At 32.9% G+C, this 13,040-nt stretch carries 15 protein-coding genes; 5 read left to right on the top strand and 10 right to left on the bottom strand.

Annotation, left to right across the window (positions count from 1 at the left end):
- Window positions 1–35: 35 nt before the first annotated feature.
- Together BLP60_RS08985 and BLP60_RS08980 are read left to right on the top strand one after the other, a co-directional pair.
- Window positions 36–1,106, top strand: a complete 1,071-nt coding sequence (locus BLP60_RS08985; protein WP_200779128.1) for a class II glutamine amidotransferase — start codon at window positions 36–38, stop codon at window positions 1,104–1,106.
- A 16-nt stretch (window positions 1,107–1,122) separates the two neighbouring features.
- Complete coding sequence (locus BLP60_RS08980) at window positions 1,123–1,875, top strand: GltB/FmdC/FwdC-like GXGXG domain-containing protein (RefSeq protein WP_092066170.1); 753 nt, start codon at window positions 1,123–1,125, stop codon at window positions 1,873–1,875.
- On the opposite strand, the gene BLP60_RS08975 is transcribed toward BLP60_RS08980, so the two are convergent.
- The 7 genes from BLP60_RS08975 to BLP60_RS08945 form a co-directional block, all read right to left on the bottom strand.
- Entirely contained in the window at window positions 1,876–2,313 is a 438-nt protein-coding gene (locus BLP60_RS08975) for an arsenate reductase ArsC (RefSeq protein WP_092066168.1), read from the bottom strand.
- Window positions 2,313–3,974 carry a methyl-accepting chemotaxis protein gene (locus BLP60_RS08970; protein ID WP_092066166.1) on the bottom strand — a complete coding sequence of 554 codons (1,662 nt, stop codon included), beginning with the start codon at window positions 3,972–3,974 and terminating at the stop codon, window positions 2,313–2,315. Before BLP60_RS08970 ends, BLP60_RS08975 begins: the two co-directional genes overlap by 1 nt.
- Before the next feature lie 233 nt (window positions 3,975–4,207).
- Window positions 4,208–4,639, bottom strand: a complete 432-nt coding sequence (locus tag BLP60_RS08965) for a response regulator (protein ID WP_092066164.1) — start codon at window positions 4,637–4,639, stop codon at window positions 4,208–4,210.
- Window positions 4,640–4,649: 10 nt separating this feature from the next.
- The gene (locus tag BLP60_RS08960; RefSeq protein WP_092066162.1) at window positions 4,650–5,252 is read right to left on the bottom strand and encodes a histidine kinase dimerization/phospho-acceptor domain-containing protein; all 603 of its coding nucleotides are present in this window, start codon (window positions 5,250–5,252) and stop codon (window positions 4,650–4,652) included.
- Window positions 5,245–5,610: a response regulator gene (locus tag BLP60_RS08955; protein WP_092066160.1), complete on the bottom strand. Its 366-nt coding sequence runs from the start codon at window positions 5,608–5,610 to the stop codon at window positions 5,245–5,247. Before BLP60_RS08955 ends, BLP60_RS08960 begins: the two co-directional genes overlap by 8 nt.
- Window positions 5,611–5,626: 16 nt before the next feature.
- A complete protein-coding gene (locus BLP60_RS08950; RefSeq protein ID WP_092066158.1) occupies window positions 5,627–7,354 on the bottom strand; it encodes a sensor histidine kinase in 1,728 nt (575 codons plus the stop codon).
- A complete protein-coding gene (locus BLP60_RS08945) occupies window positions 7,351–7,710 on the bottom strand; it encodes a response regulator (protein WP_092066156.1) in 360 nt (119 codons plus the stop codon). Before BLP60_RS08945 ends, BLP60_RS08950 begins: the two co-directional genes overlap by 4 nt.
- Window positions 7,711–7,992: 282 nt before the next feature.
- On the opposite strand from BLP60_RS08945, the gene BLP60_RS08940 reads away from it, so the two are divergent.
- From BLP60_RS08940 to BLP60_RS08930, 3 genes are read left to right on the top strand one after another with little or no spacing between them, the layout of a single operon-like run.
- Window positions 7,993–8,952, top strand: coding sequence for a sulfite exporter TauE/SafE family protein (locus BLP60_RS08940; protein WP_092066154.1), 960 nt, complete (start codon window positions 7,993–7,995; stop codon window positions 8,950–8,952).
- Window positions 8,953–8,969: 17 nt separating this feature from the next.
- Entirely contained in the window at window positions 8,970–9,398 is a 429-nt protein-coding gene (locus tag BLP60_RS08935) for a DUF1634 domain-containing protein (protein WP_092066152.1), read from the top strand.
- Between the two features lie 22 nt (window positions 9,399–9,420).
- Window positions 9,421–9,870, top strand: coding sequence for a response regulator (locus BLP60_RS08930; protein ID WP_092066150.1), 450 nt, complete (start codon window positions 9,421–9,423; stop codon window positions 9,868–9,870).
- 37 nt (window positions 9,871–9,907) lie between these two features.
- Here the strand turns inward: BLP60_RS08930 and BLP60_RS08925 are convergent, their stop codons facing one another.
- The 3 genes from BLP60_RS08925 to BLP60_RS08915 all read right to left on the bottom strand — a co-directional run.
- Window positions 9,908–11,224: a sigma-54-dependent transcriptional regulator gene (locus BLP60_RS08925; RefSeq protein ID WP_092066148.1), complete on the bottom strand. Its 1,317-nt coding sequence runs from the start codon at window positions 11,222–11,224 to the stop codon at window positions 9,908–9,910.
- 152 nt (window positions 11,225–11,376) lie between these two features.
- On the bottom strand, window positions 11,377–12,711 hold the full coding sequence (locus BLP60_RS08920) for an ArsB/NhaD family transporter (RefSeq protein ID WP_092066146.1): 1,335 nt from the start codon (window positions 12,709–12,711) through the stop codon (window positions 11,377–11,379).
- Between the two features lie 12 nt (window positions 12,712–12,723).
- Window positions 12,724–13,040 (bottom strand): CBS domain-containing protein (locus tag BLP60_RS08915; protein WP_143338912.1); only part of this gene is annotated, 317 nt, incomplete at its 5' end.

Genomic DNA, 13,040 nt, shown 5'->3' with positions numbered 1-13,040 from the left:
AGTATAAACATAAGGTGTTTTCTCAAAAAGAGTATATGAGAGAAAAAGATATTTCAGGTTGTGGTCTTTTTGGAGTGATAAATCGTAAGAAAAATTTGATTTCAGGGAGTATACCTGTTGAAGCCATTGCTGTTCAACATGATAGAGGAAATGGACTTGGAGGTGGATTTGCTGCATATGGTATTTACCCTGAGATGGAAGATAAATATGCTCTACACTTAATGTGTGATGATAAGGACGCTTTAAGTTGTGCAGAAGAATTAATTAGAAGATACTTTGATATTCATCTTTCAGAACCTATACCTACTAAAAGAACATTAAATATAGTAGAATCTCCCGTACTTTGGCGTGTTTTTGTTAGTGTAAAAGAGGATAGGCCTGCATGGATTACTTTAAATGAAGATGATTATGTGGTGGCTGTGGTAATGCAGGTTAATAAGCAAATTAAAGGGGCTTATATTTTTTCTAGTGGCAGAAATATGGGAGCCTTTAAAGGAGTTGGGTTCCCAGAAGATATAGGTGAGTTTTATAGATTAGATGAATATAAGGGGTATATCTGGACAGCCCACAATAGATTTCCAACCAATACTCCTGGTTGGTGGGGTGGAGCCCATCCTTTTACTATTTTAGATTGGTCTATAGTTCATAACGGAGAAATATCTTCTTATGGCATAAATAAAAGGTATTTAGCTGAACATAAATATGAATGTACTTTAATGACTGATACAGAAGTAGTAGCTTATCTTTTAGATTTATTTATTCGAAAACATGGTCTTAGTAAAAAAATGGCTTGTAGAATTTTTGCCCCACCTTTTTGGGATGAAATAGATAGAATGGAAGAAGAAGAGCAAAGAGCATATACAGCTCTTAGAATGGTTTATGGTTCTGGACTATTAAATGGTCCTTTTGCAATTTTATTTGCCAATCATGAAGGTTTGGTTGGCTTAAATGACAGAATAAAACTTCGTCCTTTAATTGTGGCAGAAAAAGGAGATGAAGTTTTTATGGCCAGTGAGGACTGTTCTATTAGAAGTGTTTGCCCAAATCCTGATAAACTTTGGGCTCCAAAGGCTGGTGAACCAGTAATAGTGGAACTTGAAAACTAAAAAGGGATGTTAGAATATGGCTAAGAATATAATAATTGATGCCAAAGGTATTTATTATAAAGACTTAAATCAAAAGATTAGGGAATTAATAAGACAAGGTTATCAAGATTTTGAGTTAGTAAATGTGAGTGGTCAAAGGTATTTAGCTACAGGTTTAGATGGCAAATATAATTTTTTAATTAAAGGAGTTGCTGGTCAGGATACTGCTGCTTTTATGCGAGGTCCATATTTAAGGATAGAAGGCAATGCTCAAGATGGTTTAGGAAATACAATGGATGATGGAAGAGTAGTAGTAACTGGTATGGCTGGTGATGTGTTGGGATATGCTATGCGAGGTGGAGAGATATATATAAAGGGTGATGTAGGATATCGTGTTGGTATTCATATGAAGGCTTATAAGGAAAAGCTCCCTGTAATAGTAATTGGCGGGAAAGCAGGAGATTTTTTAGGAGAATATATGGCAGGTGGAGTTTTAATTGTGTTAGGAGTATTTAGCCAACATCCCAATGCCCCTATTACAGGAAGAAGTTTGGGTACAGGTATTCATGGTGGGGTTATTTATATTAGGGGAGAAGTTCCAAAATATCAATTAGCATCTAATTTACTAGTAGAAGAAGTTGATGAAAAAGATATGGAACTTATTAAAATACAAGTTAAAAATTTTGCTGAAGAATTAGATGCAGATGCAGATTTGTTATTGAAGGAAAAATTTATTCGAATTCGACCAAAATCACATCGTCCGTATGGAAATTTATATGTACCAAATTAATTAGGATTCTGCTTTTAATAAAATATTTGGGAGAGAAAGCACAAAGAGCTTTATTCTATCTCTTACATCTCTGTAAATAGTTAGAGCTTCTTCTATATTTTGAGTTTGTGCACTAAGACTAGGAGGGTCGGGGAAACTATAGTGTATAGTTTTGCCAGGAAAATAAGGACAAGTTTCTTTTGCATGATCACAGAGCGTTATAATATAGTCGAATTTTTTATTTTTTAATTCATCAATAGTTTTTGAAAAGTGATTTGATATATCAATTCCTTCTTCTTGCATTACTTTTATAGCAAAAGGATCTACAACATGTTTTAGAACTCCTGCTGAATATGGTTCTATACATTTATTTAGTAAATGTCTTGCAAATCCTTCTGCCATCTGACTTCTACATGAATTTCCTGTACAAAGAAACAATACTTTTAATTTAGGTCGCATTATACTTTAAACTTAGAAACAATTTCTTTTAATTTAGTTGCAAGTTCCTGTAATTGTCTAGTGCTTTCGGCTACAGTAGTGCTGTTATCTTTCATTTGAGATACGGACTCATTAATAGTGATAATGTCTTGGGCAGTTTGTTTAGCTACAGTAGATGCCTCTGTAACGTTGTTGTTTATCTCTTCTAGAGCATTTGATGCAGTACCAATATTTTCAGCTATGTCTCTTGTAGTGACAGATTGTTCTTCAATGGCTGCAGCAATGGTGGTGACTATTTCATCTATTTCTTGGATAACTTCTAAAATTTTTCCTATTTGTTTAACAGTTTTGTCAGTGGCGCCTTTAATCCCATCTATTTTATTTTTTATCTCTTCAGTTGCTTGAGATGTTTGGCCTGCAAGTTCTTTAATTTCATTTGCAACCACTGCAAAGCCTTTCCCTGCCTCACCTGCTCTGGCAGCTTCTATTGTAGCGTTTAGAGCCAGCAAATTGGTTTGCGAGGAAATGGCTTTAATAGTTTCTAATACAGTAGTAATTTCTTGAGTTACTATGCCAAGTTCATTGACTTCATTTGAAGTTTCTTGTGCTATTTCCACAGCATAGTTACTTATTTCTTTAGCTTTACTTGTATTAGTTGCTATTTCTCCAATTGTCGCACTCATTTCTTCTGCTGCGGTTGCTACTGTATTTACATTTTCAGTGGTATTTTTTGAAGCATCTGCAATATTGTTCATATTCACACTCATTTCTTCTGCTGCGGTTGCTACTAAATTTGATTTTTGGGAATTTTCTTCTGCTATTTCAACTAATTTATCAGAAACTTTATTCAAGTTTATGCTAGAGTTTGCTAAAATATTTATTCCTTTAACTACTTCTCCTATTAGGTTACGCATATTTTGAGTCATAGTATTGATAGATTTGGATAAAAGACCAAGTTCATCTTCATGATGAGTTGTAATTGTAGCTGTTAAATCTCCATCGCTTACTTTTTTGGCGACTTCAGAAGACTCAATTATTTTAGATACAATTACTTTACAGATAAAGAAATTAATAAAAATTACTAAAAGAATAAATCCGCCCAGCATTATAAGCCCTGAAATTAATTGATTGTTTCTAAGGGTTGCCATTTCTTTAGCAATGCTTTGTTCTACAATCAGAGTGCCTAAGATAGGCTTACTAGCTCCATGACAGTGATGACAGTCTGGAGCATTTGGGATAGCTGTAATACTAGTAAAATAAGGATTACTATCTGTATTTATTATAAGATCATATGTTCCGCCTTCTTTTAGACTTTTTTTAACAATTTTAGTTAATTTTTTGTCCTCAGTTAAAGAAAAAAAGTCTTTATTTAGGTGTTGTTTTTGGGTGGAGTAACTTATAATTCCTTTAAAGTCAGTTAAGTAAACATTAATATCTTTATGTTTTTTAGCTAATTTTTTAAATTGATTAGCGGTGCCTTCATCATCTCCAGTAACCATGGGTTCTTCTATAGAGGATAAAAGAAGTTCTGAAGTTCTCGCTCCTGAAACTTTAAATACTTTAAAAAAAGCATCTTTTTGCCTTATATTATTGGTAATAAATAGAACTGCAAATACTATAATAAGAATACTTCCCACAATAAGACTTATCTTTGTTCCCAATGATTTACATATTGGAGTCATAGGCTTAGCCTCACTTTTATTAAAAAGTTTAATTAGTTAATTCGTATTTTGTAAATAGAATCAACCTAATCCAAGTTTATCTTTTTGGCAACAGTTTTTGTCTGGGAGATTAATTGTTCATATTTTTGCGAATATGGGAATAAAAGGAAAAATATATGAGAGGATAAGAAAAAATTTATTTTAGGTAAGGGAAAAAACCCTTACCTAAAAGAGTTAATATTATTATTTGTTTTTTACCAACCTTTTTCTTCTAATATGTGTTTTATTTTTTCTTCGTGTTTTTTTTGAATCAAAATCATCTTTTGGTTTTTAGCCTCTTGGATTTTTTTTAAAAGTTCTTTAATTTCAGCTGGCTTTTCTACAAAGTCAAAGGCCCCCAGTTTCATTGCCTCAACACTTTTTTGTACACTGGCCTGACCTGTTAAAAGGATTATTTGAACTTCTGGCATTTCTTGCTTTATTTTTTTTAAGGTTTCTATACCATCCATACCAGGCATAACTAGATCTAATATTATAGTATCAAAATTATCTTTTTTTAGTTTTTGTATTGCCTCTGCACCTGAAGAAGCAGTTGCTACTTCCAAACCTCTTGTCTTCATTCGTTCTGCTAGAGAATTGCAAAATTCTTGTTCGTCATCTACAATTAATACCTTTGTATTTTCCATATTTCACTCCTTAGGTTAGAGTTATAAAGATAGTTTGTTTTTCTTTATCCAATGTATAGTCCAACTTTAAAAATTTTAAAATTTCTTTAGTATTATTACTAATATAATAACACGGACTTATGTTTATTTTGTGTTCATTGGTTGAGATATAAATAGTTTTAGGAGGGTCTTTAGCTATAATGTCATTTAAAATAGAAACAATTAGATTAAATAGGATAAGAGGTTGAGTAATAATGGTCTTATCAGATTGAGTTTTTAGTTGTAAGTCCACATTCTTCATTTTAGAGATTCTATTATAAGTACTTATAACCAAGTTTAATAACTTGTTAAGGTTAATAGAAGACTGTTCTTGGTCTGGCATATGAGCTAACATATTAAGATTTTGGACAATAAGGTTTGCTCGCCTGGCTTGTCTGCTAATTGAGTTTATAATTTCTTCAATTTTTTCAATAGATAGGGGTTTACCTTCTTTTTGTAAAAATAAGAGGTCTTCTAAGAGACCACTTTGTTCTTGGATAATAGCCAGACAATTTTTTATTTCATGGGAAATGCTAGCTGTTATTTGGCCTGAGAGTTTAATATTAAACCATAAAGGATGTGTAAGATTATTCATGAGTTGTAGCTCCTATTTCGTTTAATTTGTGTAAAAAATCTTCAAAATCAACAGGTTTTACTAGATAAAAGCAACTTCCTTTGTCACAGGTAGCGTGAAAATCTTGTTCTGAACCATGTCCAGTTAAGAATCCAAATTTTAGATTTGGTTGGATTTGTTTGAGTTTATCCATTAACTCAAGTCCACTTAATTTAGGCATTTTCATATCTAAGATAGCTAGGTCATAAGTATGTTTTTCAGCAAGGCTGAGTGCTTCTTCTCCTGTGGTGGCAAAGTCTGCCTCAATACCTCGAAAAGAAAGGCGTTCAGCAAGAGTTGCAACTAATTCTTCCTCATCGTCTACTAATAGTATTTTCAATTTTAACCTCCCACTTTTAAGGATTTACTGGCAAACTAATAGTAAAAGTTGTACCTTTACCAACTTCGCTTTTAACAGATATATCTCCTTTTAATTTTTTTACTAATCCATAAGTAATAGATAGTCCAAGCCCTGTTCCGCCTTTATCTTGTTTAGTAGAAAAAAATGGCTCAAAGATTTTTTTTAGATTTTCCTTTGGAATGCCTATACCGTCATCTGTGATACTTATTCTCACAATATTTTGTTTTGGAGATTCTAGAGCGATAATAATATGTCCACCTTTAGAAACAGCAGCAAAAGCATTGTTAATTATGTTTAAAAAAATTTGTTGTAGCTTACCTCTATCGCTTTTTATAAGAGGAATTGTATGTTTTTTGATAATTTTAACATCTATGCCTCTGTATTCAGCTTCTTTATGTAAGAAACTCAAGACTTCTTTAATCAGAGATTCTAAATCTACCTCTTCCATCTTTACATCTACGTGACGAGCAAAGCCAAGTAGTCTATGGGTTATTTCTCTACATCGTTCTACTTGTTTTAATATGGATTCAACTAAGTCTAATAATTTTTTGTCATGTTGATATTTTTTAGAGTAAATAAAAAGGTCTTTCATAAGACCTGCTTTTTCATTTATAATAGCTAGAGGGTTGTTGATTTCATGGGCAACTCCTGCTGCAAGCCTACCTATAGATGCTAGTTTGTTAGAATGTTCGGCCTTGTGAAGGAGAGCTAGCCTTCTCATATCTGCATAATAAATTTTAGTTACTAGAGATGTAGAAATAAATATTACTACTCCTAACACTATTATTAAACTAAAACCCAAGACGTAAAAAGTTTCCTTTTTTAAGGAATTTAATCCGCTTCTCAATACAAGAGGTTTTTTTACTAAGGCAAAAATAAAAGGTGAATTCGGAATACGAGTATAACCGAGTAACCACTTTAAGCCATTGTGATCTGTTATTTCACATATTCTCTTTACCGCTTTACACTTGGGTAACTCAATTGGAAATGAAGATAAGACTTTCCCAAAAAATTTAGAGTCTGTCTGTAGGATGTTCTTTTCATTTAAAATAAAAGCGTCACTAGTAGAATCTGTTTCTAAACCAGATATTATTTGATTAAACTTATTGGTATCTATTGTTGACCTAAGAATGAAAAAATCTCCATTTGGAAGCATTTTTTTTATAGCAATAATAAAATGAGGCATGTTTCTATAGCCTAAGAAAATATCACTAACGTAATATTCTTTTAAAATAACTTCCTTATACCATTCTTGATTTTCATAGTTTTTGCCTTTTAAGTTATATGGTCCGACATATACGGTTTGGGTACCTTTGGAATTTATTATACCAAGATCTACAATCCCTCCAAACGCTTTTTGGAAATCTGTATATATTTTCCCAAGTTCATCTTGTTTAGAAAGTTTTGCAAAGGAATTGTTTTCTACAATGAACTTAAGAGCACATTTTCTTTCCTCTAAAAAGAAACTAATGCTATTTTTAGTATTTGAGATTAAACGTATTAAAGGATATTCTACTTCTGCTTGAATTGCTTTCTCATAAATACTTAAATTTAGAAAAGTAAGCACAAATAAGGGAACACTTGCAACTAAAGAAATAATAGCAATTACACCTATCCATAATTTGCGATAATCAAAAAGAGATTCTTTTTGTTCTAGATTAGGGTCTCGGTCTTCCCAAAAAGGTGGTTTAAAAAAATTTATATTTTTAATAGACTTTATCATTCTAATTCTCTTATTTTTTGCAGTAATTTTTGAAAGTCGACAGGTTTGTTTAAATATTCCTTGGCCCCTAGTTCTAAACACAATTCTTTTTCTTTTGTAGATCCATGACCTGTTATAATAAAAACGGGTAAATTAGGATGATTTTCATAAATCCATTTTAAAACTTCTATCCCACTTATTCCTGGCATTTTTAAATCTAATAAGACAAGATCAGGTTTTTTCTCTTTGATTATTTTGATAGCTTGTTCACCATTTATGGATTTTAGACATAAATATCCTCTTAGCTCTAATCTCTCTGCCAAGGCACTTAAATAATCTTTTTCATCGTCTACAATAAGAATTGTGGATATAATCATAAAATTATCCCTAAAGTTAACAAAGTCAATCCAGTTTTGTGAAAGAGTATTTTATATTCTACTTTAAAACATTTTTTATCTTTAAGGCAAGCAGAAAAAATAATTCTTAGAAAGTTTATTTTTTAAACAGTTTTTTGCTTTAAGTTTAAAAATGAAACGCAGAAATTATAAAAAATAAATTTATTGAACATAGGGTGTTGTTTAGAAAAAATGGTTGACACAAAATTCACAAGGCAATAAACCAAAACAGGTGTTGCACAATTTAACATTAGGAGAGAGGGTATGGTTAAAAAAATGTGGCAAAGACTGATGACAGCTTTTTTTATTATTTTGGCTAGTCCTTGGATTGCTTTCGCTGCAGAGGGTGTTTCTACTGGTGTTAAGCCTTGGTGGTTTTGGCCTCTTATTTTATTTTTCTTTTGTTTAGGTTTGGGAGTTATTGCTGTTCTTGCTGGTGTAGGAGGAGGAGTATTGTATGTTCCTTTAGTAAGTGGATTTTTCCCTTTTCATATTGATTTTGTAAGGGGTGCAGGGCTGATGGTTGCATTGGCAGGTGCCTTAGCTGCAGGTCCTGGTCTTCTAAGGCGTAACTTAGCGAGTTTGCGTTTGACTTTGCCTATTGCTTTGATTGCATCTGCCTGTTCAATTGCAGGTGCATTTTTAGGACTGTATCTTTCTGGCTTAAATCCTGGTTATGTTCAGACAGCTCTTGGTATTACTATTATGGGAATAGCTATCCTTCTTCTTTGTTCTAAAAATACAGAACGCCCTGTGGTTACAAAGCAAGATGCTATTGGTTTAGCTTTGGGGTTACAAGGTGCTTATGTAGAAGAAGGTACTGGAGAGATCGTGGAGTGGAAAACCCATCGTACTTTAACAGGTTTGTTATTATTTATTGTTATTGGAGTGTTGGCTGGGATGTTTGGGTTAGGTGCTGGTTGGGCTAATGTGCCTGTGTTAAATTTGGTGATGGGAGTTCCTCTTAAGATATCTGTGGCAACAAGTAAATTTTTACTTTCAATTACAGATACCTCTGCAGCTTGGATTTATTTAAATAAAGGATGTGTTATTCCTCTTATGGCTATTCCTTCAATTATAGGTTTGATGTTAGGTTCTTTTATTGGAGTTAAAGTTCTAGCTATAACCAAACCAAAAGTTATTAGATATATAGTTATAGGGGTTCTTTTCTTTGCAGGTTTTAAGGCTATAGATAAAGGCATGGGATGGAATATAATCGGATAAAATAAAGGGGGAGTATTATGAATAAAGATAATATAGATTTAACAAAGCCATTACCCCAGCAAATTACTTATTCTAATATTTTGTTTTGGGGAGCATGGGGAGGTATTGCTTTAATGACTTTAACTTATATTTTATATGTATTTCATATTTTACCTCCACATGTAGATGTAAACTTAGTTGTGCAAAATTGGGATAAAGGTGTTCAAGAATATATGCATATCACTAATTCTCCTCATGGGTGGGGATGGTTGTTTTTACTCCATAGAGGAGACTTTATTAATTTTTTAGGAATAGCAATGTTAGCTCTTTTGACGATAGTTTGTTATCTCGTACTTATTGTTGGATATTTAAAAGTGAAAGATAAAGTATATGCAACCATTGCTTTTTTAGAGGTACTGGTTTTAACTTTAGCTGCTTCAGGTATTTTAGGGTCTGGAGGACATTAAACTATTTAAAAAGAGGTGAAATATGTCTCCAAAAAAGAAGATTAAGATTTTATTAGTTGATGATGAAATAGAGTTTTTAAACTCAATTGCAGAAAGAATTAATTTACGAGGCTTTGAGGCTGTTACTGCTACCTCAGGAGAGGAAGCCTTAGAATTAGTTAAAAAAGAAACTTTCTATGCTGCAGTTATAGATTTAAAAATGCCAGGTCTGGATGGATTAGAGACAATTAAAAAACTTAGAGAACAAAATCCCAAACTTCACACCATTTTGCTTACTGGATATGGAGATGAGAAAGTAAAAGAAGCTACTTTGGCTTTAGAATCAGAATATTTTGATAAAGCTGATATGCCTAGTTTTTGGGATTATTTAAAGAGATTGGCCCATAGGGTAGAAGATACTATGGCTGCTGCTGGTTTAGCTACTCATGGCGATTTAGAAGATGCTCAAAAGATAGAAAAAGGTGAAGAATAATAAAATAAAGAGGGGAAAGGTTTTTCCCCTCTTGTTTTTATTGGTCTAAGTTATAAAGTTTTAATTTTCTCCAAAGAGATGTTCTACTAATTCCTAAAATTTTTGCTGCTTCATTTTTACTTCCCTTTGTAAATTTAAGAACTTTTAGAATATATTCTTTTTCTATTTCATCTAATGTTTTTAGATTATGGTTTTTTATTGGTGAAGAAGGATTTTTAAATCTAGATGGTAGGCAGGTTAACGTAATTTCTTCATTTTCAGCCAAGATTACAGCCCGTTCAATTGCGTACTCTAACTCTCTTACATTTCCTGGGAAATCATAGTTTTTAAAAGTGTTTAACACTTCCTCAGAAATTTTATTTACATTTTTACCAAATTCTTGAGCATATTTGTTTAAAAAATAGTAGGCTAATAAAGGAATATCATCTTTTCTTTCTCGTAGAGGAGGTAACTCCAGTGAAACAGCATTGAGACGAAAGTATAAATCTTCCCTAAATTGTCCTTCTTTTACTTTTTGAATTAAATTTCCATTAGTTGCCGCAATTATTCTTACATCAACTTTAACTTCTCTGTTCCCTCCGTAAGGGATAAAACTCTTTTTTTCTATAAACTTTAAAATCATGCTTTGAATCATTAAAGGAGCATTTTCTATTTCATCTAAAAAAAGAGTACCTCCTTCTGCTACCTCTAAAAGTCCTATTCTCTTTCTGGTGGTTCCTTCTAAATCTTCATGTTCTTCTCCAAAAATTTCTTTTAAAAGAATTTCTGGATTAAATGTACTACAATGAATTGCTATAAATTTATTTTGTTTTCTAAAACTAAGACTGTGCAAAGTTCTTGCTATTAGTTCTTTACCTGTTCCTGTTTCTCCTACTATAAGAATAGGGCAATCTAAAATTGCTATTTTATTTAAATTCTTTTTTAGTTTTTGAATTTTTTGGGTTTCTCCTATAATCCATGGGATCCTAGAAGCTGTAGGATTAGATTTAGGAGAAATTTTGTTTTCTGGAGTAAAGTGTCCAATGATATTCCATAATTCGTCTAGATTTGATTTGTCTATTATAGGTATGGTTTCGTTTTTTTGAGATGCTTCTTTTGCATATCCAGTAACCAGGGTAACTTGTAAATTTGGTTTAAGTTTTTTTAATTTAACAGCTAATTCAACGCCATTTAGATCTGTTAGACTATAATCTACTATGGCCATATTAAGAGGATGATGTTTGGCAATTTCAATAGCTTCTGCAGCAGAAGATGCTAGTAATGGACGGAAATTCCTAAGACTTAGCCTTTTCCCTAAGGTATGGAGAAAATCTGGTTCATCATCAACTATAAGAACGTATGGAGAATTTATCATAATTTTATCCTTTTTTTCTAAAATTTAATGTAAGAGTGTAGAAAAGGCAAGGAATAGTGTTGAACAATACAACATATAGGCAGATTTTTAAAAAAATCTGCCTATATGTGTAATTATGTGATTTAAGGAAAGAAGATAGAGATATGTTATTTTTACAAGTTTAATAGATAATATCTTAAATAAATATATCCCATAGCTAGAGCTAAAGTTATAATGGTAACAGGCACTCCATATTTAAGGAATCTGATGAAGGAGATGGGGTGACCTGCTTTTTCGCTCATTCCGACGACGATGACGTTAGCGGAAGCGCCGATAGGCGAGCCGTTACCGCCGAGGCAAGCGCCAAGAGCTAGAGACCACCAGACAGGCATCATGGCGGCATGTTGGATATGTTCCATGGTAGCTTGGGAGGTTAATCCATATACTTGGTGGACCATGTCAATGAGAAGAGGGTTCATGGTAGCGACAAAGGGGATATTATCTACAATGGCAGAGGCAATTCCAGAGAACCAGACCATAACCATAGAGAGTGTGAGCATATTATTGGGTTGAGGGTTAGTTAAGTCGATCATTTTTTTAGACATGAGTTCTACAAGACCTACTTTTACGATACCGCCAATGATAATAAAAAGGCCGATAAAGAAGAAGATAGTAGGCCATTCTACTTCAGCGAGAATATCATGTGGATTTTCTCCAGAGATGAGGAGTAAAGTAGCTGCACCCATAAGGGCTACAGTAGCTGGTTCATAGTGAAAGAAGCCATGCAAGATAAAGCCTACAATGGTTAAACCTAGGATTGCGAGAGATTTTTTGAGCAGAAGAGGATCAGTGATAAGTTCGTTTTCATTCATAGCCATAATTTTCTTTTTATTTTCTTCTTTTACATGCAGTCTTTTGGCAAAGATAAACTTCCAAACAATTAACCAAGCAGTAAAGATGATAATAATTGCAGGAGTAAGATGGATAATAAAATCCATAAAATTGAGCCCTGCTTTAGATGCGATCATGATATTAGGAGGATCTCCGATAAGTGTTGCAGTACCTCCAATATTAGATGCTAATGCCTCAGTGATAAGATAAGGAACAGGATCAACCTCTAATTGTTCAGCAATAAGTAAAGTAACCGGAGCTAGGAGTAAGACAGTAGTGACATTATCTAAAAAGGCCGAGCCAATGGCAGTAATAATGGCGAAAATAGCCATAATTTTAAAGGGTTCTCCTTTGGCAAATTTAGCAGATTTAATAGCTACATATTGAAAGACGCCAGTTTTAGTCATGACATTAATAATAATCATCATCGAAATAAGTAAAAAGATAACATTCCAATCCACGCCTAGTTCAATGTCATGAAAGGCTTCATGTTGTAGTAGGATTTTAAAGATTAACATTAAGGCTGCGCCAAAAAGAGCCACCTTTGTTTTATGTATCTTTTCCGAGACAATCACTGCATAAGCAATGATAAAAATGAGTGTAGCTGTCCAAAACATTAAAGTCCTCCTTTATTGTTCTTCTGCAATTAGCTTGGCATAGCACTCTTGAATTTTTTCAGGACAATCAATGGTACTAACATCCACAGCTTGGAAATTTTTTAAGGCACAGTACTCGCAGATACTAGAAAAGTAGGCTAAAATATCTCTGCGATTGACCTCGCCCACCAGTCTTTTGTTTTCATCTAAAACTGGCAAAGAATTAATTCCTCTTTCTACAATCAAGGCCTCAGCTTCCATAACATGATCAGTAGGTTTTAAATAAACAAACTCAGTAATCATAATATCTTTTGCTTTTTTAGCCTCTACCTTTTCAATGCATTTTCTTA

Origin of the sequence: Desulfonauticus submarinus, assembly GCF_900104045.1 — a bacterium.
In the GTDB taxonomy this organism is placed as follows: Bacteria; Desulfobacterota; Desulfovibrionia; order Desulfovibrionales; family Desulfonatronovibrionaceae; genus Desulfonauticus; species Desulfonauticus submarinus.
The sequence above is the reverse complement of the archived record's forward strand: the minus strand, read 5'-3'. Positions and strand labels throughout refer to the sequence as shown.